This is a genomic window from Caulobacter sp. P1_D6 (genome assembly GCF_056406095.1).
The window spans coordinates 12,925-35,215 of sequence record NZ_JBFUAW010000017.1 but is presented as its reverse complement, the minus strand read 5'-3'; the positions used below and the strand labels follow the sequence as shown (position 1 = coordinate 35,215).

At 69.5% G+C, this 22,291-nt stretch carries 25 protein-coding genes and 1 tRNA gene; 10 read left to right on the top strand and 16 right to left on the bottom strand.

What is annotated here, in order from left to right:
- Position 1: 1 nt before the first annotated feature.
- Complete coding sequence (locus AC1DYP_RS11450) at positions 2-1,048, bottom strand: phospholipase C/P1 nuclease family protein (protein WP_477046433.1); 1,047 nt, start codon at positions 1,046-1,048, stop codon at positions 2-4.
- 352 nt (positions 1,049-1,400) lie between these two features.
- Between AC1DYP_RS11450 and AC1DYP_RS11445 the strand changes: the two genes are divergently transcribed.
- From AC1DYP_RS11445 to AC1DYP_RS11435, 3 genes are all read left to right on the top strand, one after another.
- Complete coding sequence (locus tag AC1DYP_RS11445; protein ID WP_477046432.1) at positions 1,401-1,895, top strand: 3D domain-containing protein; 495 nt, start codon at positions 1,401-1,403, stop codon at positions 1,893-1,895.
- A 1,039-nt stretch (positions 1,896-2,934) separates the two neighbouring features.
- Positions 2,935-3,849: an alpha/beta hydrolase gene (locus tag AC1DYP_RS11440; RefSeq protein WP_477046431.1), complete on the top strand. Its 915-nt coding sequence runs from the start codon at positions 2,935-2,937 to the stop codon at positions 3,847-3,849.
- Between the two features lie 31 nt (positions 3,850-3,880).
- The gene (locus tag AC1DYP_RS11435; RefSeq protein WP_477046430.1) at positions 3,881-4,978 is read left to right on the top strand and encodes a Gfo/Idh/MocA family protein; all 1,098 of its coding nucleotides are present in this window, start codon (positions 3,881-3,883) and stop codon (positions 4,976-4,978) included.
- Between the two features lie 35 nt (positions 4,979-5,013).
- On the opposite strand, the gene AC1DYP_RS11430 is transcribed toward AC1DYP_RS11435, so the two are convergent.
- From AC1DYP_RS11430 to cobA, 5 genes are read right to left on the bottom strand one after another with little or no spacing between them, the layout of a single operon-like run.
- Positions 5,014-5,787: a phosphoadenylyl-sulfate reductase gene (locus tag AC1DYP_RS11430; protein ID WP_477046429.1), complete on the bottom strand. Its 774-nt coding sequence runs from the start codon at positions 5,785-5,787 to the stop codon at positions 5,014-5,016.
- Positions 5,787-6,305, bottom strand: a complete 519-nt coding sequence (locus tag AC1DYP_RS11425) for a DUF934 domain-containing protein (protein ID WP_477046428.1) — start codon at positions 6,303-6,305, stop codon at positions 5,787-5,789. The genes AC1DYP_RS11430 and AC1DYP_RS11425 overlap by 1 nt, the downstream gene beginning before the upstream one ends.
- Positions 6,289-7,947 carry a nitrite/sulfite reductase gene (locus tag AC1DYP_RS11420; protein WP_477046427.1) on the bottom strand — a complete coding sequence of 553 codons (1,659 nt, stop codon included), beginning with the start codon at positions 7,945-7,947 and terminating at the stop codon, positions 6,289-6,291. Before AC1DYP_RS11420 ends, AC1DYP_RS11425 begins: the two co-directional genes overlap by 17 nt.
- 6 nt (positions 7,948-7,953) lie before the next feature.
- Positions 7,954-8,319: a DUF2849 domain-containing protein gene (locus tag AC1DYP_RS11415; protein ID WP_477035392.1), complete on the bottom strand. Its 366-nt coding sequence runs from the start codon at positions 8,317-8,319 to the stop codon at positions 7,954-7,956.
- The gene (cobA, locus tag AC1DYP_RS11410; protein WP_477046426.1) at positions 8,316-9,281 is read right to left on the bottom strand and encodes a uroporphyrinogen-III C-methyltransferase; all 966 of its coding nucleotides are present in this window, start codon (positions 9,279-9,281) and stop codon (positions 8,316-8,318) included. The genes AC1DYP_RS11415 and cobA overlap by 4 nt, the downstream gene beginning before the upstream one ends.
- A 221-nt stretch (positions 9,282-9,502) precedes the next feature.
- Here cobA and gcvA point away from each other — a divergent pair, with 221 nt between their 5' ends.
- Positions 9,503-10,459 carry a transcriptional regulator GcvA gene (gene gcvA / locus AC1DYP_RS11405; protein WP_477046425.1) on the top strand — a complete coding sequence of 319 codons (957 nt, stop codon included), beginning with the start codon at positions 9,503-9,505 and terminating at the stop codon, positions 10,457-10,459.
- Between the two features lie 6 nt (positions 10,460-10,465).
- The gene (locus AC1DYP_RS11400) at positions 10,466-10,795 is read left to right on the top strand and encodes a chorismate mutase (RefSeq protein ID WP_477046424.1); all 330 of its coding nucleotides are present in this window, start codon (positions 10,466-10,468) and stop codon (positions 10,793-10,795) included.
- 149 nt (positions 10,796-10,944) lie between these two features.
- Here the strand turns inward: AC1DYP_RS11400 and AC1DYP_RS11395 are convergent, their stop codons facing one another.
- Positions 10,945-11,775, bottom strand: coding sequence for a TIGR00266 family protein (locus tag AC1DYP_RS11395; RefSeq protein WP_477046423.1), 831 nt, complete (start codon positions 11,773-11,775; stop codon positions 10,945-10,947).
- 181 nt (positions 11,776-11,956) lie between these two features.
- A complete protein-coding gene (locus AC1DYP_RS11390; protein WP_477035387.1) occupies positions 11,957-12,295 on the bottom strand; it encodes an Hpt domain-containing protein in 339 nt (112 codons plus the stop codon).
- Between the two features lie 81 nt (positions 12,296-12,376).
- On the opposite strand from AC1DYP_RS11390, the gene AC1DYP_RS11385 reads away from it, so the two are divergent.
- Positions 12,377-12,452 (top strand) — tRNA-Lys (locus AC1DYP_RS11385).
- 139 nt (positions 12,453-12,591) lie between these two features.
- Here AC1DYP_RS11385 and AC1DYP_RS11380 read toward each other — a convergent pair.
- Complete coding sequence (locus AC1DYP_RS11380) at positions 12,592-13,227, bottom strand: TetR family transcriptional regulator (protein ID WP_477046422.1); 636 nt, start codon at positions 13,225-13,227, stop codon at positions 12,592-12,594.
- Positions 13,228-13,318: 91 nt separating this feature from the next.
- On the opposite strand from AC1DYP_RS11380, the gene AC1DYP_RS11375 reads away from it, so the two are divergent.
- The 3 genes from AC1DYP_RS11375 (at position 13,319) to AC1DYP_RS11365 (ending at position 16,279) form a co-directional block, all read left to right on the top strand.
- Positions 13,319-14,152: an NAD(P)H-binding protein gene (locus tag AC1DYP_RS11375; RefSeq protein WP_477046421.1), complete on the top strand. Its 834-nt coding sequence runs from the start codon at positions 13,319-13,321 to the stop codon at positions 14,150-14,152.
- Between the two features lie 105 nt (positions 14,153-14,257).
- Positions 14,258-15,745, top strand: a complete 1,488-nt coding sequence (locus tag AC1DYP_RS11370; RefSeq protein ID WP_477046420.1) for an acetyl-CoA acetyltransferase — start codon at positions 14,258-14,260, stop codon at positions 15,743-15,745.
- A gap of 45 nt (positions 15,746-15,790) precedes the next feature.
- The gene (locus tag AC1DYP_RS11365) at positions 15,791-16,279 is read left to right on the top strand and encodes a hypothetical protein (protein WP_477046419.1); all 489 of its coding nucleotides are present in this window, start codon (positions 15,791-15,793) and stop codon (positions 16,277-16,279) included.
- Here AC1DYP_RS11365 and AC1DYP_RS11360 read toward each other — a convergent pair.
- The 7 genes from AC1DYP_RS11360 to AC1DYP_RS11330 all read right to left on the bottom strand — a co-directional run bounded on the left by AC1DYP_RS11360 (position 16,276) and on the right by AC1DYP_RS11330 (position 21,695).
- Complete coding sequence (locus tag AC1DYP_RS11360) at positions 16,276-16,473, bottom strand: hypothetical protein (RefSeq protein WP_477046418.1); 198 nt, start codon at positions 16,471-16,473, stop codon at positions 16,276-16,278. The genes AC1DYP_RS11365 and AC1DYP_RS11360 overlap by 4 nt on opposite strands.
- A gap of 66 nt (positions 16,474-16,539) precedes the next feature.
- Positions 16,540-18,456 carry a 1-deoxy-D-xylulose-5-phosphate synthase gene (gene dxs / locus AC1DYP_RS11355; protein ID WP_477046417.1) on the bottom strand — a complete coding sequence of 639 codons (1,917 nt, stop codon included), beginning with the start codon at positions 18,454-18,456 and terminating at the stop codon, positions 16,540-16,542.
- 17 nt (positions 18,457-18,473) lie between these two features.
- The gene (locus AC1DYP_RS11350; protein ID WP_477035380.1) at positions 18,474-19,358 is read right to left on the bottom strand and encodes a polyprenyl synthetase family protein; all 885 of its coding nucleotides are present in this window, start codon (positions 19,356-19,358) and stop codon (positions 18,474-18,476) included.
- On the bottom strand, positions 19,355-19,705 hold the full coding sequence (locus AC1DYP_RS11345) for a tRNA-binding protein (protein ID WP_477035379.1): 351 nt from the start codon (positions 19,703-19,705) through the stop codon (positions 19,355-19,357). The genes AC1DYP_RS11350 and AC1DYP_RS11345 overlap by 4 nt, the downstream gene beginning before the upstream one ends.
- On the bottom strand, positions 19,705-19,947 hold the full coding sequence (locus AC1DYP_RS11340; protein ID WP_477035378.1) for an exodeoxyribonuclease VII small subunit: 243 nt from the start codon (positions 19,945-19,947) through the stop codon (positions 19,705-19,707). The genes AC1DYP_RS11345 and AC1DYP_RS11340 overlap by 1 nt, the downstream gene beginning before the upstream one ends.
- Before the next feature lie 120 nt (positions 19,948-20,067).
- Positions 20,068-20,727 carry a histidine phosphatase family protein gene (locus AC1DYP_RS11335; RefSeq protein WP_477046416.1) on the bottom strand — a complete coding sequence of 220 codons (660 nt, stop codon included), beginning with the start codon at positions 20,725-20,727 and terminating at the stop codon, positions 20,068-20,070.
- A gap of 47 nt (positions 20,728-20,774) precedes the next feature.
- On the bottom strand, positions 20,775-21,695 hold the full coding sequence (locus tag AC1DYP_RS11330; protein WP_477046415.1) for a histone deacetylase family protein: 921 nt from the start codon (positions 21,693-21,695) through the stop codon (positions 20,775-20,777).
- Between the two features lie 16 nt (positions 21,696-21,711).
- On the opposite strand from AC1DYP_RS11330, the gene AC1DYP_RS11325 reads away from it, so the two are divergent.
- Positions 21,712-22,230 (top strand): N-acetyltransferase family protein, encoded by a 519-nt coding sequence (locus AC1DYP_RS11325; protein ID WP_477046414.1) that lies wholly within the window; start codon positions 21,712-21,714, stop codon positions 22,228-22,230.
- Positions 22,231-22,291 lie beyond the last annotated feature (61 nt).

Here is a 22,291-nt window from a genome sequence, read left to right as displayed (position 1 = left end):
ATCAGTCCTTGCCGTACAGGTCGTTCCAGGGATCGGCCTTGCCCGAGACGATGTCGTCGACGGTGATCTCGGGACGATAGCCGATCTTGCCCGTTGCGCTGGCGTTCCAGGCCTGGACGACCATGTCGCGCAGCTCGGTCGCCCCGGCCGCCAGACGGGCGTCGACGAAGGCCTTGGCGCGCGGGTCGGTGGCGACCAGGCCGCCTTCCTTCTCCAGCTTGTACAGCGGCTCGACGAAGGTGACCGTGGTGCTGAGATAGGCCACCGTCCGCGCCTCGATCGTGCAGCCGCAGTCCTTGTAGGCCGGCACCAGCGCCTTGACGTCGGCGTCGGTGGCCACGGCCTTGACCAGCGGGCCCTCGAAGCTGCCGTGGGTGGCCTTGCTCTGGGTGTAGCCGTTCGGGTTGGGGTAATCGCCCCAGCCGTTGTAGTGCACGGAGAGATGCAGCGGCTGGCTGGCGTCGCCGACATAGTGGGCCCAGACGCCCAGGTCGCGGACCAGCAGGTCCTCGCGCCGCTTCAGGTCGGCGACGTAATAGGCCTTCTTGATCTTGTCCTTCTCGGACACCGAGACCGCCTTGAGGATGCGCCAGTAGGTGAAGTCCTTCACCAGCTGCTGATAGCCGTCGATGATCGAATACGGCAGGTAGCCGGCGTTCCAGCTGTCGTGGCCCACCGCGGCCAGGGCCTTTTCGTAGTCGGCCCGGGTGGGCGGCAGGGTTTCCACCGTGAACTTCGGGCCGCCGTACATCAGGCCCTGGTCGTCGACGTCCAGGAAGTGGGCGGCGTCGCGGTCGGTGTCGTGGATCTTGCCCGAGCCCTTCCAGCGATCCGGCTCGCGGGCGTACTCGCCGATCGCGGCCACCGCTTGCGGCGTGCGCAGGAAGGCCGGCAGGTCGCTGGGGAAGCTCTGGGCGGCGACCACCCCGACCATGCGGTGCCCGGAGGCGCCCCAGGCGAAGGCCGAGCTCGCGGGGGCGGCCAGGGCGGCGACCAGGGCGGCGCCGGCGAACAGGCGACCAAGTGAGGGGCGAATAGACGGCTTCATGCGCGCTCCAACGATCTGGCGGCTCCGACAATCGTCGCGACTCACCGACCCTCGGACCGTGCCCAGGATGTGTGCATCGCCACAAAAGCCGTGGACGACTCCGGTTTATGCCACCCGGGCGACGACCGCCAGACCGCACCGCGCGAGCCGTGAAGCGGCAGCATGCAATCCCTTGCGGACTAGGGGATAGCGCCCGTCGCGGAACCAAATCGCGCTTCAAACGATGGCGCCGAACGCCGCCGTTAAGGATGCAGCGCGGCATCCGGTCGCCCGCAAGTGGGTTGTCACGGCCCCGTGATCTTAGTAATCAGGCCGCCGACCGACACTCTACGCCGATAAGAGGAACCCCTCGATGCGACGCACGTTTGCGGGATTTCTGGCCGTCGCGGCCATGTCCATCGCCCTCCCCGCCCTGGCCGCCGACAGCGCTCCCGCGCGCAGCGACCCGCTTGGCGACCTGATCACCGGCGCCCTGACGGGCACCATGCCGGGCTCGGTCGAATACAAGATGAAGGCGACGCTCTACCACGCCGGCGCCAAGGGCATCCGCGCCCTCGACAGCCTGGGCTGCAAGGTCGTGGCCATGCGCACCCTGGCCGTGGACAAGACCGTGATCCCRCGCCGCACCGTGGTGTTCATCAAAGAAACCGTCGGCCTGCCGATGCCCAACGGCGAGACGCATGACGGCTACTGGTACGCCTCCGACGTCGGCGGCGCGATCAAGGGCAACAAGCTGGACCTGTTCAGCGGCGAAGGCCGCTCGTCGATGAAGCCCCTGATGCCCCTCAACCTGGCCACGCTGTCGGTGACCAAGGTCGGCGAATTCAAGGGCTGCCCGCCGGAATAGGCGAATCAAGACCGGGGACATCCCGATGCCTCGCGCGGCTGCGCTGGGCCGTGGGACAATCCTGTAACCCACCTCCGGCCGACAATCGAAGACAGCCATGGCCTAGGATTCCTTCTCTGGCGGAGACGGAGCGTCCCTTTGCATTTCGCACCTCGCCGCCCGGCTCGCGGCGGCCATCCTCAGTCGGCGGCCGATCTCGCGGCGGAGGTAGTCCATGCGCGCGGGCGTGCGCCCGCTGTCGTCATCCATGGGGTCGGTGCTGGCGCTGACCGGCGGTTGGGCGGCGCGGAGGCGGGCGCGGGTCTTGGATCTGGCATGACGGTTCTCCTCTCGGACATGGCTTGGCCGCCTCACGCGGCGGGCCGCTGAAGTGTGGGGAGGGCTGCGGAGCGCCGGGCCAGGCCCGGAAGCTTTTGTAGAAAATACCGTTTCGACCAGGACAGACGCTCCGCGCGGTCGTTGTCCGGGAGCGTCCGACGATCGGCCCTGTTCGGGCCTCGCCGGCTTTAAGCCCCCGACGGGCGGGCCGGGCTCGCGTTGCCCGGTCCCGGAACGCACGGGTCGCCCCATGCCTGTCGCGCCGCCAGCCCCTTCATCAACGCCGTATCCGTGTTCCGAGCCCGGCCGGCACCAGATGACGAGGGTCGCGGCCCCTTTCGAAGCCGCCGCCGACGAGCGCGCCCGCTCGACCGCACCCCAAGGCCGCGAAGGTCGCAGGCCTTAGCGCCCTCCCCATCGCCTTGTGGTGCAGTGATTATGCGGCGGCGTGAGAGGGGGAGGATAAGTGGATTTTTGGCGTTGAATTCCTTGGGGAAACACGTCGGGAGCGATGGGGATGGTTTTTGCTGGCTTGCGGTTAGGCGTCACCCTGGCCGATTCACGCCCCGCGCGGACATTCGCCCCTCGCCCGGATCCAGACCGTCAGCGGCTGGACCAAGGCGAGGCCGGCCTTAGACCATGGTCGTAGTAGGAACGCGCGCCAAAGTGTGGAGGCTGGATCGCCAAGGCGAACCGCAAGCGCGGTTCGGGAGGTTTCCTCATGCTTGTCCGGGCCGTCGCACTCGTCCTCGTAGCGCTATTGGCCGGCGCGCCGCTCGCGGCGTCGGCGCGAGTCCCGTCGGCGATCGCCGGCGGCTCGGAGACGGTTGCGCTCTGGCCGCGCGGCGCGCCCGGCGCCGAGCGGCGGTCCACTGAGCCAGAGATCGTCGAGAACACCTATGTGCGCAACGTCCACAGCCCATCCCTGACGGTGTTCCCCGCCGACCCGCGCCATGCGAACGGCGCGGCGGTCATCGTCGTGCCCGGCGGCGGGCATCGCATGCTGGTCTTCGTCAATGAGGGCGTCGGGCCGGCCAAGGCGCTCAATCGCTACGGCGTCACCACCTTCGTCCTGAAGTACCGCCTGGCGCGCGAGGCGGGGTCGACCTATGCGATCGACCGCGACGCCGCCGCCGACCTGCGCCGGGCGATCCGCTGGGTGCGGGCCAACGCCGCCCACTATGGCGTGGACCCGCGCCGGATCGGCGTGATGGGCTTTTCGGCGGGCGGCGAACTGGTCTCGCTGGTCGCCGACAATCCCGCGCCGCCCCAGCCGCCCTCGGCCGATCCGCTCGACGCGGTCAGCGCCCGTCCCGACTTCCAGGTCCTGGTCTATCCCGGCCCCTTGGGCGTCCCCGCCCAAGCGGTGACCGGCGCCCCGCCGGCCTTCATCACCGCCGGCTCGCTGGACCAATGCTGCGCCGAGCCGGCCTTGACCCTCTACAGCCAGCTTCGCAAGGCCGGCGTGTCAGCGGAGCTGCACATGTTCGCCGACATGGATCACGGCTTCAACATAGCCGCCCACTCCGAGAGCCTGTCGATCCTGCATTGGCCCGACCGCTTGGCCGATTGGCTGAGCGACGGCGGCTGGCTGCACGAACGGCCCTTGACGGATGCGAAGCCCCTCAAGCCCTGATAGCCCGCCGCCAATCACCGGAACCACGACCATGGACATCGGACGCCGCGACCTTCTTCTCGCCGCCGCCTCTCTCGCCGTCGCCTCGGCCGCGGGAGGGGCCCGCGCCGCCGGCGATCGCAAGATCGGCTACGCGATCGTCGGCCTGGGCTATTACGGCCTCAACGTCATCCTGCCGCAGTTCGTCAATTGCCAGCACAGCCGGGTCACGGCCCTGGTCAGCGGGGACCCGGCGAAGGCCCGCGCGACCGCGGCGCGCTATGGCGTGCCTGAGCGCTCGATCTATTCCTATGAGACCTTCGACCAGATCCGCGACAATCCCGACGTCGATGTCGTCTATGTCATCCTGCCCAATTCCATGCACGCCGAGTACACGATCCGCGCCGCCAAGGCGGGCAAGCATGTGATGTGCGAGAAGCCCATGGCGACGTCGGTCGCCGAGTGCGAGGCGATGATCGCCGCGTGCAAGGCGGCCGGGCGCAAGCTGATGATCGGCTACCGCTGCCATTTCGAGGCCACCAATCTGGAAGCCATGCGCCTGGCCCGCTCGGGCGCGGCCGGCCATGTCCGCTATGTGCGCTCCGAGCACGGCTTCGTGCAGGGCGATCCGTCGAAGTGGCGGCTGAAGAAGGCGATGGCGGGCGGCGGATCGCTGATGGACATGGGCGTCTACAGCCTGCAGGCGGCGCGATACATGACCGGCGAGGAGCCGATCTCGGTCACGGCGCGCGAGTCCACCGATCGCGGCGATCCTCGGTTCACCGAGGTGGAGGACATGATCGAGTGGCTGCTCAAGTTTCCTTCCGGAGCGATCGCCAGCTGCCTGTCGACCTACAGCGCCAACCAGAACCACGTCCTGCTGATGGGCGACAAGGGACGGATCGAGCTGGAGCCCGCCACCCGGTATGACGGCAATCGCCTGTGGACCGGCAAGGACGGCCGCGCGGACGAAATCACGCCGCCGCCAGGCCCGGCCAAGACCCAGTTCGCCGGCCAACTGGATCACCTGGCCGACTGCATTCAAGCCGACCGCTCACCGATCGTCTCGGGAGAAGAGGGCCTGCGCGACATGAAGATCATCGAGGCGATCTACCGGTCGGCGCGCGAGGGAAGCACGGTCAGGCTGTAGGAGGCGGCTGTCTGCGCGGCTCCTGGAGCCGGTCCCTAGATCCCGTCGCCCACGTTCGGCGCCGCGCCGGGCGCGCGGGCGACGTGGATGCCGCACTCGGTCTTGTCCTGGCCCGCCCAGCGGCCGGCGCGGACGTCGGCGTTGGGGTCGTCCACCGGCTTGGTGCACGGCCAGCAGCCCACCGACGGGAAGCCCTGGCTGACCAGCGGGTGGGCCGGCAGGTCGTACTCGGCGACATAGGCGTCCAGCTCCGCCTTGCCCCAGTTGGCCAGGGGGTTGAACTTGATCTGCCCCTCGGTCTCCTCGACCACCCGCAACCGCAGGCGGTCGCCGCCGTGGAAGCGCTTGCGGCCCGTGGTCCACGCGTCGAACTCGCCCAGGGCGCGGTCCAACGGCAGCACCTTGCGGATGTGGCAGCAGGCGTCGGTGTCGGTGCGCCACAGGTCGGACTTGGGGTCGGTGACGGCCAGGTCGGTATAGGCCGGGCGCAGGTCGCGCACGTCGGTCAGGCCCAGCTTGGCGGCCAGGCTCTTGCGGTAGTCCAGGGTCTGGCCGAACAGCATGCCGGTGTCGAGGAACAGCACGGGGATGTCCTTCGACACCTGGCTGGCCAGGTGCAGCAGCACCGCCGACTCCGCGCCGAACGAGCTGACCAGGGCCAGCTTGGCGCCGAAGGTCTCGTAGGCCTTGCGCAGCACGGTCAGCGGATGGGCGTCGCGCAGTTCGGCGTCCAGCCGCGCCGCCACGTCGGCGGCCGTCGGCTGCCGGGCGCAAGGCTTCGCCTCGGTCGCGGTCTGGTCGTAGGCCATCAGACGGCCCTTTCCTCGAACGCGACCACCCGATTGTCGGCCGCGCGCTGATAGACGTGGCGGAAGCGATGGGCGGCCTTGGTCCAGGCCTCGGGCGTCGCGCCGTCGTTGGGTTCGAAGGCGTCGAAGCCGCAGCGGACCATGAAGCCGGCCTGCTCCTGCAGCACGTCGCCGACCGCCCTCACCTCGCCGGTGAAGCCCAGGCGCTCGCGCAGCAGGCGGGCCGAGGTGTAGGCGCGGCCGTCGCGGTATTTCGGGAAGGCCAGGGCCACCACCGACAGGCGCGGCAGGTCATAGGCCAGGGCCTCGACCTCCTGGTCCGGCTCGATCCGCACGCCGACGCGGCGGCTGTTGGACAGCAGGATCTCGCCCTCGGCCTGGAAGCGGGCCAGCGACAGGATCACGTCGCCTTCCGGCAGCGCGTCGTCGTCGGCCACGTGGACGAAGGCGTCCTCGGCCCACTCGGCTCCGAACTCCTTGCTGCTGGGCTCGCCGACCAGCTTAATCAGCTTGGGCATAGACCGCCTCCTTGAAGGGCTCGAGGCCGACGCGACGATAGGTGTCGAGGAAGCGCTCCTCGCCGGTGCGGATGTGCAGATAGGCTTCGACCAGGGCGTCGATGGCCGGGGCCACCTTGTCGGCCGACAGGCCCGGGCCGAGGATCTTGCCGATGCTGGCGTCCTCCGCCCCCGAGCCGCCGAGCGAGAGCTGGTAAAATTCCTCGCCCTTCTTGTCGACGCCGAGAATGCCGATGTGGGCCACGTGGTGGTGCCCGCAGGCGTTGATGCAGCCGCTGATCTTGATCTTCAGCTCGCCCACCTTCTCGGCCCGGTCCGGGTCGGCGAACTTGCGGGCGATGTCCTGGGCGATCGGGATGGCGCGCGCATTCGCCAATGCGCAGTAGTCCAGGCCCGGGCAGGCGATGATGTCGCTGGCCAGGTCGATGTTGGCGGTGGCCAGGCCGACCGACTCCAGCACCGCGTGCACGGCCGGCAGGTCGTCCAGCTTGACGTGCGGCAGGACCAGGTTCTGGGCGTGGGTCACGCGCAGGTCGTCCAGGCTGTAGCGCTCGGCCAGGTCGGCGACGACGTCCAGCTGCTCGGCCGTGGCGTCGCCCGGGGTCTGGCCGATGGCCTTCAGCGACACCTCGACGATGGCGTAGCCGGGCTGCTTGTGCGGCTTGACGTTGTTGCGGACGAAGCGTTGCAGGGCCGGGCTGGCGGCGCGGGCGGCCTCGAAGGCGTCCGACACGGCCGGCAGGGCTTCGAAATTGGTCTGGGCGAAGGCGGCGCGGACCCGGGCCAGCTCGCTGGCCGGCAGGTTGGCGCGGGCGTGGTCGATCTTGCCCCACTCCTCCTCGACCTGACGCGCGAACTCCTCCGCGCCCAGGGCCGCGACCAGGATCTTGATCCGGGCCTTGTAGATGTTGTCGCGCCGGCCGTGGCGGTTGTAGACGCGCAGGACGGCCTCGACATAGCTGAGCAGGTGCTCGGACGGCAGGAACGACTTGATGGTCGGGCCGACATAGGGCGTGCGCCCCTGGCCGCCGCCGACGATCACCTCGAAGCCGATCTGGCCGTCGCGACCCTTGCGCAGGATCAGGCCGATGTCGTGCACCTTGACGGCCGCGCGGTCGGTCAGGGCGCCGGTGATGGCGATCTTGAACTTGCGTGGCAGGAAGCTGAACTCGGGGTGCAGGGTCGACCACTGGCGCAGCACCTCGGACCACACGCGCGGATCGTCGATCTCCTCGGCGGTGGCGCCGGCATAAGGGTCGGCGGTGACGTTGCGGATGCAGTTGCCGCTGGTCTGGATGGCGTGCAGGTCCACCTCGGCCAGGGCGTCCAGGATGTCGGGCGCGTCCTTCAGCTTGATCCAGTTGAACTGGATGTTCTGACGGGTGGTCATGTGCCCGTAGCCCTTGTCGTAGGTGCGGGCGATCCAGGCCAGGCGGCGGGCCTGGCGGGCGTTCAGCGAGCCGTACGGAATGGCGATCCGCAGCATGTAGGCATGGAGCTGCAGGTAGAGGCCGTTCATCAGACGCAGCGGCTTGAACTGGTCCTCGGTCAGCTCGCCGGCCAGGCGGCGGGCCACCTGGTGGCGGAACTCGTTGGAGCGGTCCGTCAGGAATTCGCGGTCGATGGGATCGTACAGGTACATGTCGGCTTACTTCCTGCGGATCAGGTCGACGCGGCCGGTCGAGCGGGCCGCGCCAGCCGCGTGGCGGAGGGCCTCGATCACCTCGCCGCCGACGGCCTGCTTGCCGTGGGTGGGTTCGTTGGTGGGGCCCAGGGCCCGGATGCGTTCGCGGTAGCTGACCGGGGCCAGGCCGCCGTCCACCGGCGCCAGGTCGATCGGATAGGGGTCGACGATCACGGTCGGCTGGGCCTTGCCCTTGGCGACGGCGGCCTCGACCTCGGCGTCCTGCGCCTCGTCGAACAGCTGGGCGTCGCCGAAGCCCTCGACCCAGGCGCCGGCCTTCCAGAACACGACCTCGCCGTCGCTCAGGCGGTTGGCGGTGACAGCTTTCATGAACGCAGGCTCGCGACAGATGTGGGGGATGCGACCTCGTCCTTCGACAGGCTCAGGATGAGGTCTACTGAACGGTTCGCGCCATTCGCCACGCCCAAGACAACCTCATCCTGAGCTTGTCGAAGGACGAGGTTGTCCGGCACGAACTCGGCCAGGGCCATGGCCTCGCCGACCATCAGCAGCGCGGGGCCCTTGAGGCCCTCGGCGGCGACGGCCAGGCCGGCCAGGGTGGTCAGGATGCGGCGCTCGTCGGCGCGGCTGGCGTTCTCGACGATCAGGGCCGGAGTCGAACCGGCGCGGCCGGCGGCGGTCAGGCGCTCAGCGATCAGGCCGGCGGTCGAGACGCCCATGTAGACGACGACGGTCTGGTTCGGACGCGCCAGGGCGGTCCAGTCCAGGTCCGGTTCGCCCATTTCTCCGTTTTGGGCAGCCGCGTGGCCGGTGACGAAGGTCACGGCCTGGGCCGATCCGCGATGGGTCAGGGGCGCGCCGGCGCCGGCCGAGGCGGCCAGGGCGGCGGTGATCCCGGGAACGACAGCGCACTCGACGCCGGCCTCGCGGCAGGCGGCCAGCTCCTCGCCGCCGCGGCCGAACAGGAACGGGTCGCCGCCCTTCAGCCGCACGACGGTCAGGCCGTCCAGGGCCAGGGCCACCAGCAGCTGGTTGATGTCGTCCTGCGGCAGGGTGTGGCGCGACTTGCGCTTGGCGACGTTGATCCGCCGCGCCGCCACGGGCGCCAGGTCGAGGATCTCGTCGGAGACCAAGCCGTCGTGGACGACCACGTCGGCGGCCTGCAGGGCCTTCAGCGCCTTGATCGTCAGCAGTTCGGGATCGCCGGGACCGGCGCCGACCAGGGTCACTTTCCCAGGCGCCAAATGGCGCATACGGGCGCTCGTCCCGCCGCCGAGGGCGACAAGACCGGCTTTAGACCGGGAAGCGGATCGGACCGTGGGCCGAGCCATGTGATTCAGGTCCTCTATAAGCCAGCTGCCATTGGCGACGCCCCGGACCGGCGACTTCGCCAAACCGGTGCGCTTCAAAGCATTACGGGGCGAACCCTAGGGTCCGCCCCGCTCGCGTTCACCGATGAAAAGGGCCATCTCCATCAGCGAACGCTTGCAAATTGGTCGCGACCGGGCCACTTCGCAAACAAGGTCTTCTGCCGGGGCGTTCAGTAAAACTCATGGAAAGACAGTCGGAACGGCGGCGCCTGCCTCCCCTCAACGCGCTCCGGGCGTTCGAGGCGGCCGCGCGCCACCTGAACTTCAGCCGCGCCGCCGACGAACTGTCGGTGACGCCCGGCGCCGTCAGCCAGCAGATCCAGAACCTGGAGGACTATGTCGGCGCGGCCCTGTTCAAGCGCACGCCCAAGGGCCTGCTGCTGACCGACGCCGCCCAGACCGCCCTGCCCGCCCTGCGCGAAGCCTTCGACCGCCTGGCCGAGGCCGCCAGCCTGCTGACCGCCGCCGTCGACGGCCGCCGCCTGACCCTGACCGCCGCCCCCTCGTTCGCCGCCAAGTGGCTGGTGCCGCGCCTGGGCAAGTTCGAGCAGGCCCAGCCCCAGGTCGACGTCTGGCTGTCGGCCGGCATGGAGGTCGTCGATTTCGCCGCCGGCGAGGTCGACCTGGCCATCCGCTACGGCTCGGGCCGCTATCCGGGCCTCGAGGTCATTCGTCTCCTCAGCGAGACGGTCATTCCCGTCGCCTCGCCTGAACTTCTGGCCGCCAACCCGTTGGACTCGCCCGAGGACCTGTCGCACCACATCCTGCTGCACGACGGTTCGCCCGACGCCGACGACAGCTGCCCGGACTGGGCCATGTGGCTGGCCGCGCGGGGCATCAAGTCGGTCGACGGCGCGCGCGGTCCGCGCTTCAACCAATCCAGCCTGGTGATCGAGGCGGCCGCCAACGGACGGGGCATCGCCCTGGCCAAGCAGACCCTGGCCCAGGCCGATCTGGACGCCGGCCGCCTGGTCATTCCGTTCGAGATTCCCACGGCCGTCGACTTCGCCTATTACGTCGTCCATCCCAAGGCCAAGGGACGTCTGCCGCAGGTGAAGGCGTTCGTTTCGTGGCTGCAGGCCGAGGCGGCGGCCCACGAAGCGGCCCTCCTCACCATGGACAACGGCGCGGGCATCTAAAGCTAAATGGTCAAGACGATTATCGAGGTCGGCGAACGACGGGTTCCCGGCGACTGCCAGTCCATGGCCGATGTGCGCCAGGGCGTCGACGCCCTGGACCGGGCGCTGGTGGAACTGCTGACCGAGCGCCAGGGCTACATGAACGCCGCCGCCCGCATCAAGGCCGACCGCTCCAAGGTGTTCGACCGCGCGCGGATCGAGGACGTGGTGGAGAAGGTGAAGGCCGCCGCGCGTGAGTCGGGCCTGTCGGAGGCCATCGCCGAGCCTGTGTGGCGCACGCTGATCGATCGCTGCATCGCATATGAATACGACAGCTGGGACCGGACGAAGGGGTAGAACCTTCCCTTGATTCCTTCCCTCCCCTTTATGGGGAGGGTGGCCCTGGCGACGCCGGGGTCGGGTGGGGCCTGCTGAGCCCGCCGCCCTACACCGCCCCCCCGTCGGCTTCGCCGCCACCCTCCCCACAAGGGGGAGGGAATGGCGTTTTAGCGATTCCCGCCGATCAGATCCCCCAACTCGCCGAGAATCGAACCCTCGCCCCGGTTGCCGCCCGTCCCGCCGGCCGCCTGCATCATCCGGCCGGCCAAACGCGAGAACGGCAGCGACTGGATCCAGACCTTCCCCGGCCCGCGCAGCCGCGCGAAGAACAGCCCCTCGCCGCCGAACAGCACGCTGCGCACGCCGCCGGCCATGACCAGGTCGAAGTCGACGCCGGGGGTGTAGGCCGCCAGGCAGCCGGTATCGACGTGCAGTTCCTCCCCTGCCTTCAGTTCGCGCTCGACCAGGGTGCCGCCCATCTGGACGAACACCCAGCCGTCGCCGTCCAGGCGCTGCATGATGAAGCCCTCGCCGCCGAACAGGCCGGTCATCACCCGCTTCTGGAAGTGGATGCCGATCGACACGCCCCGCGCCGCCGCCAGGAAGCTGTCCTTCTGGCAGATCAGCGAGCCGCCCAGCTGCCCCAGGTTCAGCGGCAGGATCGCGCCCGGCGTCGGCGAGGCGAAGGCCACGCGAGCCTTGCCCGAGCCGGTGTGGGTGAAGACGGTGGTGAACAGGCTCTCGCCGGTGACCAGGCGCTTGCCCGCCCCCAGCAGCTTGCCCATGAAGCCGCCGCCGGCGTCACCCGAGCCGTCGCCGAACACCGTGGTCATCTGGATGCTGGCGTCCTTCCAGACGAACGATCCGGCCTCGGCCACGGCGCTTTCGCCGGCGTCGAGCTCGATCTCCAGGAACTGCAGCTCCTGACCCTTGATCTCGAAGTCGATGTCGTCGGCGACGGCGGCGTTGCGCTGGTGGGACCAGGGGCTGGGCGGCATGGGTCAGGGCTCCAGTTGAAGTCCGCGCAGCCTAGGCGAGCGGATCGCCGCGAGCCAATTACACCTTCGTAAGTTGGAGACGCGCCCCACCCGCTGTCATGCCGGATCTTCGCGCTGCGCGCTCGTCCGGGATGACAAGGGAGGGTTGGACCCGCTGACTGAGAGTCAGCTGCCCTGCGCCCTATCCCTTCAGCGACCTCAGCGCCCGTTCGTGGGCGTAGGCGGCGATGTCCATCAGGGCCAGGTCCAGGGCGTTGCGCACGTCGCCCAGGCTCTTGGTCCCGGCCTCGGCCTCGGCGCAGACGTCGCCCAGCTGGAAAGCCCCCACGCCCCGCGCCGCGCCCTTCACCGTGTGGACCGCGTCGGCCCAGCCGGGATGGCTCTTGTCGAGCATCGGCGTCCACAGCGCGGCCTGTTCCCGGAACAGCGCCAGCACCTCGTCGATGACCGTGGAATCGTCCATCGCGAACCCTTCCAGATAGGCGAAATCCACGGCTCCGCTGATATCTCGTCTGGCCAAAAAATAGTCCCTTGCGTTCCAAGATTCTTTGCGTATGTTCCGCGCCTCGCCGCCGAGGCAAACCACCGCTTCGGGCCGCGCGGGCGCATAGCTCAGTTGGTAGAGCAGCTGACTCTTAATCAGCGGGTCGTAGGTTCGAATCCTACTGCGCCCACCATTTCCTCCGAAAATCGATCTCCCAGATCCTCCCCTCCGGGGACCCCGACGCTCATGGGTCGGACGAACGATAGCTGAATCCATCGCCGCTGACGTCCCTGAATCGGGGGCCTGAATCGGGGGCCTGATCACGGGCGTCCTCAAGGCTTCGCCGCGAGCGTCGGATCGGCGATCTCGCGCAGGGTCAGGCGCTTGAAGGTCTCGACCAGCGCCCGCCCCTCCTCGCGACCCACCGAGATCGCCAGCCGCACCGTCGCCTCGCCCAACTCCCAGATCAGGAAGGCGGCGTTCTCCAGCGCCGCGTCGTCCACGTTCGGATGGACCTTGCGCATGGCCGCGGCCAGGAAGCCGCCGCAGATCCGGCTCTCGGCCAGTTGCAGGCTCATCAGCGACTTGTCGGCCTGCATGCCCGACCAGATGTCGCGCATCACCGGCTCGGCCATGACGATCGCGAAATACAGGTCGATCAGGTCGGCATAGGCGGCCAGCAGGCCGTCCAAGTCGCCCACCCTGGCCAGGGCGTCCTCGATGCACCGCCGGCTCTGGGCGTTGTAGCGCTCGGCCAGGGTGCGGATCAGGGCGCTCTTCTCCGGAAAGTACTGGTAGAGCGAGCCGATCGAGATCCCGGCCAGGGCCGCAACCTCGTTCATCTTCACCTGATCGCTGCCGGTGCGGGCGATCAGTGCGGACGCCGCCGAGAGGATGCGTTCGACCCGCTCGCGGCTGCGCTGCTGGGTCGGCCGGCGCCGGGCGCCAGGCACATCTTCGTCGCTCATCGTCGAGCGGCCTCGGTTGACAATCCAAATGTGAGCATTTATCACCTTTTAGAACATGAGGACTTCTCATGTTTAGCTAAGGGAGACGACGATGACAATCAATCATGACCGCGTCGGCACGATCCTGGTGCTCGGCGCCAACGGCAAGACCGGCGCCCGGGTGGTCGAACGCCTGCGGGCGCTGGGCCGCGACGTGCGCCGGGGCTCGCGCTCGGCCTCGCCGCGTTTCGACTGGGAGGACCGCTCCAGCTGGGCCGGCGCCCTGGACGGCGTCGCCGCCGTCTATGTCGCCTACCAGCCCGACCTGGCCGCCCCGGGGGCGCTGGAAATCGTCCAGGCCTTCTTCGCGACCGCCCAGCGGGCCGGCGTGAAGCAGGTGGTGCTGTTGTCGGGCCGGGGCGAACCCGAGGCGCTGGACGCCGAGCGGGCCCTGGAGGCCACCCCGCTGGACTGGACGATCATCCGCGCCAGCTGGTTCTTCCAGAACTTCAGCGAGAACTTCTTCCTGGAGGGCGTGCTGGCCGGCGAGGTGGTGCTGCCCGAGGGCCTGGCGGACGAGCCGTTCGTCGACGCCGAGGACATCGCCGAGATCGCGGTGGAGGCCTTCACCCAGGCCGGGCACAGCCGCAAGCTCTACGAAGTGACAGGTCCCCGCGCCCTGAGCTTCGGCGAGGCGGTCGACGCCATCGCAGCCGCGACCGGCCGCGACATCGCCCTGGTGACGATCCCGCTGGAAGCCTATCGCGAAGGCCTGATGCAGGCCCTGCCGGACCTGGCCGATCTGGTGATCTACCTGTTCACCACCGTGCTGGACGGCCGCAACACTCCGGTCGCCCACGGCGTGGAGCAGGCCTTGGGCCGTCCGCCCGGCGACTTCGAGGCCTATGTCGCCCGCACTGCCGCCACCGGCGTCTGGAGCGCCTGAACGATCCCCCTGCAGGACTGGGCGCGAGGCCTGACCTAAGGGCGCCATGGCCTCGCGCGGCGTTCCGTCTGATGCTGCCCGCCGAAGCGCTGGAGAACCCGCCCTGTGAGCCCTGACCGCACCCCCGTCATCGTCGGCGTCGGCGAGGCGCTCGACCGTCCCACGGACCTTTCCAGGGCCCTGGAGCCCCTGGCCCTGATGGAGGCGGCCCTGCGCGAGGCCGACGCGGACGCCGGCGGCGGGTTCCTGGTCCGGACCGCCTCGCTGGACGTCGTCAACCAGCTGAGCTGGCGCTACGCAGACCCAGCCGCCGAGCTTTGCGCCCGGCTCGACATCGCCCCAGCCCGCGCCGTCTACGGCCCGGTCGGCGGCGAGAGCCCGGTGCGGTTCCTGCACGAGGCGGCCATCCGCATCGCGCGGGGCGAGGCCGAGGTCTGCGCCGTGGTCGGGGCCGAGGCGCAGTGGAGCGTCAACAAGGCCCGCGCCGCCGGCGTCGACCTGCCCTGGACGCCCAAGCCGCCGGCCACGGGCGGCGGACCGCGCATCGAGGTCCATCCGCTGGCCCTGAAGCTGGGGGTCTTCCTGCCGGTCAGCGTCTATCCGTTCTACGAGAACGCCGCCGCCCATCACTGGGGCCAGACGCCCGCCGAGGCGCTGGCGGAGTCCGGCGCCCTGTGGTCGGCCTATGCGGCGGTGGCGGCGGGGCAGCCCAACGCCTGGATCAAGACGGCCTTCACGCCGGACCAGATCACCACCCCGCGCCCCGACAACCGCCCGATCGCCTGGCCCTACACCAAGCTGATGGTCGCCAACATGCAGGTGAACCAGGGCGCGGCGGTGATCGTGACCAGCCTGGCCGCCGCCAGGGCCGCCGGCGTCCCCGACGAGCGCCTGGTGTTCGTCTGGGGCGGGGCGGCGGCGCGCGAGCCGGGCGACTACCTGCAACGCGACCACTACTACGGCTCGGCCGCGCAGGACGTGGTGCTGGAGGCGGTCGGCGGCATGGTCCCGGGCGGTTTCGACGCCCTGGAGCTCTACAGCTGCTTTCCCTGCGTGCCGAAGATGGCCCGGCGGACCCTGGGCCTGCCGGCCGACGTAACGCCCACCGTGACCGGCGGCCTGACCTTCTTCGGGGCGCCGATGAACGACTACATGACCCACGCCGCCGTCGCCATGACCCGGCGGCTGCGGGGAGGCGCGGGGACGGGCCTGCTGTACGGCCAGGGCGAGTTCGTCACCAAGCACCACGGCCTGATCCTGGCCGACCGCCCTGCCCCGCACGGCGCCAGGCCGCTGGAGGAGGTCAGCGTCCAGACGGCCGCCGACGCCCGCCGCGGCCCTGTACCGGCCTTCGTCGAGGACGCGGCGGGCAAGGCCGTCCTGGAGACTCACACGGTGCTCTACGACCGCGACGGCGCGCCCACCCACGGCGTGGCCATCGTCCGGACCAGCGACGGCGCCCGGGCCCTGGCGCGGGTCCCGACCGCCGACGCCGGCACCCTGGCGGCCCTGACCGCTCCCGAGGCCTTCGCGATCGGACGGACGGGAACCCTGAGCGCGGGCGCCGACGGGGTCCTGGACTGGCGGCTCTGAACCACTAGGGCCGGCGCCGCGTTCCTCTGGCGAAGGAACCCGTCCATGCCCCGCCGCCTGTTCAACCGCCTGCTCCCCAACGCCCTGCTCCTGGTCCTGGCCCTGGGCGGCGTGACGCTGAGCGGCTGCGCCTACGACCGGTCCAGCGCGCCGGGCTACGGCTGGAACTACATGGACAGCGCCGAGGAAGGCCCCAAGCTGGCCTATGGCCAGCCGAACAGCGACGACGTGGTGCTGATGATGGCCTGCGCGCCGCGCGCCTCGGCCGTGACCCTGACGGCGACCGGCCTGTCGGGCGACGAGATCGCCCTGGCCTCCGGCCACGTGGTCACCCGCCTGAAGGCCGGGACCCCGCCGTCGGACATGAGCGACGGCGTCCTTCAGGCCCGCACCACGCTGGACGCCTCGGCCCTGCGGGCCTTCCGCCGCACCGGCGACCTGGACCTGCTGGTCGCCGACGAACGCCACAGCCTCGACGCCGCCCCCGCCGACCAGCGGCAGGTGAAGGCGTTCTTCAAGGCGTGTTCAACTTAACCGAAGCGGCGCATCAGGTAGCGAACGGCGACGACCAGCACCATTACGGCGGCAAGCCCCCATCCAACCCTTGCCGCGTCATCGCCGAACCAATCCTTGGCCAACGCCTGGGCGCCGAATCCGGCCAAAAGCGTCATGGCCCAAAGGCCCCAGGGCATGGCGGGCGTGGGCGTCTCGTCGGCCGGGTGCTTCATCGGACTAACCAACCTCAGACCTGAAATCGCCGCCGAGATGTTCACATCCTAGAGGCGAGCCGTCAATCAGGCCCGCCGTCCCGCCGCGCTGATGTTGTCGACGCCCAGCGCCGCCAGGCAGCCGCGCAGGATGCCCTCGGCGTCGAGGCCGGCCTGGGCGTACATGACGTCGGGCTTGTCCTGGTCCTGGAAGACGTCGGGCAGCACCAGGGTGCGGATCTTCAGGCCGCGGTCCAGCGCGCCGTGCTCGGCCAGGGCCTGCAGCACGAAGGCGCCGAAGCCGCCGACGGCGCCCTCCTCCACCGTGATGATCGCCTCGTGCTCGCGCGCCAGGCGCAGCAGCATGTCGACGTCCAGCGGCTTGGCGAAGCGGGCGTCGGCGACGGTGGCGGAGAGACCGCGCGCGGCCAGCAGGTCGGCGGCCTTCAGGCACTCGCCCAGGCGCGTGCCCAGCGAGACGATGGCGACGCTGGTCCCTTCGCGGACGATGCGGCCCTTGCCGATCTCCAGCGGGGCGGCCAGGTCGGGGATGGTCAGGCCCAGGCCCTCGCCGCGCGGATAGCGGAAGGCGCTGGGGCGGTCGTCGATGGCCACGGCGGTCGAGACCATGTGGGCCAGCTCGACCTCGTCGGCGGCGGCCATCAGCACCATGCCGGGCAGCGCCCCCATGAAGCCGAGATCGAAGGTGCCCGCGTGGGTCGGGCCGTCTGCGCCGACCAGGCCGGCGCGGTCCATGGCGAAGCGCACCGGCAGGCGCTGGATGGCGACGTCGTGGACCACCTGGTCGTAGCCGCGCTGCAGGAAGGTGGAATAGATCGCCGCGAACGGCTTCATGCCGTCGGCGGCCAGGCCGGCGGCGAAGGTCACCGCGTGCTGCTCGGCGATGCCGACGTCGAAGGTGCGCTGGGGGAACGCCTTGCCGAACAGGTCCAGCCCCGTGCCCGAAGGCATGGCGGCGGTGATGGCCACGATCTTGTCGTCGATCGCGGCGTGCTTGATCAGCTCCTGGGCGAAGACCTTGGTGTAGCTGGGCGGGCCGGCGGCCGGCTTCTGCTGCTGGCCGGTGACCACGTCGAACTTGACCACCGCGTGCAGCTTGTCGTCGGCGCCCTCGGCGGGGCCATAGCCCTTGCCCTTCTGGGTGACGACGTGGACCAGCACCGGCTTTTCGTCGAATTCCTTGGCGTTCTTCAGCACCGAGACCAGGGCGTCCATGTCGTGGCCGTCGATCGGACCGACATAGTGGAAGCCCAGCTCCTCGAAGAAGGTGCCGCCGGTGACCATGCCGCGGGCGTATTCCTCGGCCTTGCGGGCCGCGTCGCGGATGGGGGTCGGCAGCTTCTCGACCACCGTCTTGCCCAGCTTGCGCACCTTGCGATAGGCGCCGCCCGAGACGAGGTTGGCCAGATAGGCGCTCATCCCGCCCACCGGCGGGGCGATCGACATGTCGTTGTCGTTGAGGATGACGATCAGGCGCTTGGTGGTGTCGACCGCGGCGTTCATGGCCTCGTAGGCCATGCCGGCGCTCATCGAGCCGTCGCCGATCACGGCGATGACGCTGTTGTTCTCGCCTTTGGCGTCGCGCGCGGCGCAGAACCCCAGGGCCGCCGAGATCGAGGTGGCCGCGTGGGCCGCGCCGAACGGGTCGTATTCGCTTTCGGCCCGCTTGGTGAAGCCCGACAGGCCGCCGCCCTGGCGCAGGGTGCGGATGCGGTCGCGACGACCGGTCAGGATCTTGTGCGGATAGGCCTGGTGGCCGACGTCCCAGATGACGATGTCCTTGGGCGTCTCGAACACGTGGTGCAGGGCGACGGTCAGCTCGACCACGCCCAGGCCCGCGCCCAGGTGGCCGCCGGTCACGGAGACGGCGTCGATGGTCTCGGCCCGCACCTCGTTCGCCAGTTGCTTCAGTTCGGTCACGCTGAGGCCGCGCGTGTCGGCCGGTGACGAGATGGTGTCGAGAAGAGGGGTCAAAGCAGGCATGTCCGAAGAAAGCGCGGTCAGTTGCGGCGGTCCAGCACGAAATCCACGCTACGGCGCAGATGTTCAGCCCGTTCGCCGAAAATATCGAGATGTGACTTGGTTTGCGCGGCCAATAGATTGACGCGCTCTTTGGCCGCATCAAGGCCGAGCAGCGTGACGTAGTTGGCCTTGCCCTTGACGGCGTCCTTGCCGCCGGCGGCCTTGCCCAGCACCGCTTCGTCGCCCTCGGCGTCCAGAATGTCGTCGACGATCTGGTAGGCCAGGCCCAGGTCCTGGGCGAAACCCATCAGGGCCGCGCGCTCCGAATCCTTGGCGCGGGCGATGATCAGCGGGATCTCGAAGGCGAAGGCGATCAGGGCGCCGGTCTTCAGGCGCTGCATGCGGGCCACGGCCCCCAGGTCGTCGCGGACGCCCAGCAGGTCGATCATCTGGCCGCCGGCCATGCCCTTTGCGCCCGAGGCGATGGCCAGCTTGCGCACCAGCTCGGCGCGGACATGGCCGTCGTCGTGGGTGTCGGGGTGGGCCATGATCTCGAAGGCGGCGGTCTGCAGGGCGTCGCCGGCCAGGATGGCGGTGGCTTCATCGTACTGCACGTGGACGGTCGGACGGCCGCGACGCATGTCGTCGTCGTCCATGGCCGGCAGGTCGTCGTGCACCAGGCTGTAGGCGTGGATGCATTCCAGGGCGCAGGCGGCGCGCAGGACCGGCCGCTCGGGCAGGTCGAACATCTTGCCCGTCTCCAGGGCGAAGAACGGCCGCAGGCGCTTGCCCGGCCCCAGGGCGGCGTAGCGCATGGCCTCGGTCAGGCGGCTCTCCGGCCCGTCGGCGCGCGGCAGCAGCTCATCGAGCGCCACGGTGACGATGTCGGCGGCCTGGACGATGCGCTTTTCGAGGTCGATCAAAACAGCTTACCCCCGTTGGGAACATCACGGTCCACGTCGACCAGCACCACCCCGCCGTCGGCGTCCGGAAAACCGAGGCACAGGACCTCGGACTTCACGGGACCAATCTGGCGCGGCGGAAAATTGACCACGGCGGCCACGCGACGACCGATCAACTCGTCCAGGGCGTAGTGCTTGGTCACCTGGGCCGAGGACTTCTTGACGCCGATCTCGGGGCCGAAATCGATGGTCAGCTTGTAGGCTGGCTTGCGCGCCTCCGGGAACGGCGTGGCCTCGATCACCGTGCCGATACGGATATCGACACGCTCGAAGTCGTCGTAGCCGATCTGCGGCGACGCCTGACCCATCAGTTGAACTCGGCCGCTTCGGCGGCGACCGCGCCCCCTTGGCCCAGCACGATCTTCTCGACCTTCAGGCGGGCCGCCTCGAGCTTCTTCTCGCAATGGGCCTTGAGGGCCGCGCCGTCCTCGTAGATCTCGATCGAGCGCTCGAGCTCGGCCTTGCCGGACTCCAGCTCGCCGACGATCTGCTCCAGACGCTGCAGGGCCTGCTCGAAGCTCATGCCTTCAAGATCTTGCGGACTGATCATTTCTACTCCGGGGCGAACAGGCGCACCCTAGTGGCGGGTCGCGGCGCGAGCAACGCCGTTGGCGGGGCTTTTGGTGAACAGGGTTCAGGGCCTTGGCGTCACTGTCGCTTGCGAAGGCGCCTAGGGCCGCTCGAAGCGCTTCACGCACCAGTACTTGAACCCCTGGTCCTGCGTCTTCCTCAGGCCGCGCTTCTGCAGCGCCAACCCGATCATCGTGTTGAAGAAACCGTGGGCCACCAGCAGCACGTCCTGGCCGCTCTTGGACAGGTCGATCAGCAGGTCCGCGGCCTGGTCGGCGCGAAGCTCGGCCTGGGCCCGGCTCTCCTGGCCGGCGTGGTGATCGAAGAACCACCACCAGAACCGGGCGAAGAATCCCCAGTTCTTGGGCGACATCCTGATCCAGCGCGGCCAGGGCGGCGGCGGCAGCGGGGCCTCGATGAACAGGGGATCGGTGGCGAAGGCCTTGCCGTCGGCGACGGCCGTGGCGGTCTCGATCGAACGGCGGCGCGTCGAGGCGATCATCACCCCGGCCTTCCGGGCTGTGGCCTTCAGCGACTCGGGTGGGGTCTGGCCGGGCAGCAAGCCGCCCTCCTCGTAGCGCGCCCACCATTCGCCATAGGCCGGCGCGTTGAAGCGGACCTTGCGCGACAAGGCCGGCTCGCCGTGGCGGGCCAGGGTGATCACGCCCGGGCGCGAACCAGCCTGGGCGCCGACGGCCACGAAGGCGGCCGGCGCGGAAGCTCCCGACGAGGAAAGGTGGTCGGCGGATTCGTCGGCCATAAAACTTGGAGGTCGGGTTTCGCGCCGCGCGCGATCTCTCGAACCTCTCACCCCTCTTGCAACGCTTTGACATGCGCCGCCGCCGAGCGGCCGAGCGCTTCTAGGTCGTAGCCGCCCTCGAGCGAGGAAACAATACGCCCCCCGCAACGGCGGTTCGCGACCGAGGCGATCGCCCGTGTCGCCCAGGCGAAATCCTCGGCCTCCAGGCTCTGGGCGGCCAGCGGATCGCGGACGTGGGCGTCGAAACCGGCCGAGACCAGGATCAGCTGCGGCGCGAATCCGTCGACCTTGTCCATCAGCCCCTCGAAGCCCTTGCGCCAGACCTCGCGCGGCGCATGCGGAGCGACGATGGCGTTGGCGATGTTGCCGACCCCGGTCTCGGACGGGGCGCCGGTGCCGGGATAGAGCGGCGACTGGTGGATCGAGGCGAAGAACACGGTCGGATCGTGCTCGAACGTCGCCTGGGTGCCGTTGCCGTGGTGAACGTCGAAATCGACGATGGCCACGCGCTTGAGCCCGGCGGCCTGCGCGACCCGCGCCGCCACGGCGATGTTGGAGAACACGCAGAAGCCCATGGCCGTATCAGGCTCGGCGTGGTGGCCGGGCGGTCGGACGGCGCAGAAGGCCCGCGTCCCCTGCCCAGCCGTCACGGCCCGGGTCGCGGCGACCACCGCCCCGGCGGCGCGGCGCGCGGCGGTCAGGCTGCCGGTCGACAGCACGGTGTCGGGATCGAGGGAGCGCCGGCCGCTGCTGGGCGCGGCGGCCAGCACCTCGTCGATGAAGCCCTGGGGATGCACGCGGGCCAGGTCGGCATAGTCGACCAGCGGGGCCTCGATGCTCTCCAGGTTCAGGCAGGCGTCGTCGTTCAGCGCGTCGATCACCGCCCGCAGACGTTCGGGCCGCTCGGCGTGGTTGTCGCCGGGCCGATGGTCGAGCATATCCAGGTGCGTATAGAGCGCGACATCCATGCGAGGATCGTAACCCTTGAACATCGCCCCGACTATCCGCCGCGCCACGATCGATGACGCCGACACCGTGTCCAGCCTGGGCGCGCGCACGTTCAGCGAGACTTTCGCCCACCTCTATCCGACCGAGGACCTGGAGACCTTCCTGGCCTACGCCTACGGCCTGGAGCGGACCCGGCGCGACCTGGCCGATCCGGACAAGGCGACGTGGCTGCTGGAGCTGGACGACGAGGCCATCGGCTACGCCACCGCCGGCCCCTGCGGCCTGCCGCACGAGGACGTGAAGCCCGGCGACGGCGAGCTGCACCGGATCTACGTGTTGAAGGACTTCCAGGGCGGCGGGCGCGGCTCGCTGCTGCTGAAGACCGCGCTGGACTGGCTGGAACGCGACGGCCCGCGCCGGCTGTGGATCGGCGTGTGGTCGCAGAATTTCGGGGCGCAGAAGCTGTATGAGAGCAAGGGGTTCGAGAAGGTCGGCGAGTACCATTTCCCGGTGGGGCAGACGCGGGACCTGGAGTTCATCCTGCGGCGCGGCTGAGTCGATCTCGCTTTCTCCACCGAAGGCTGCAAAGCTGGGCCGGGAGAAGCAAACGGGGGAA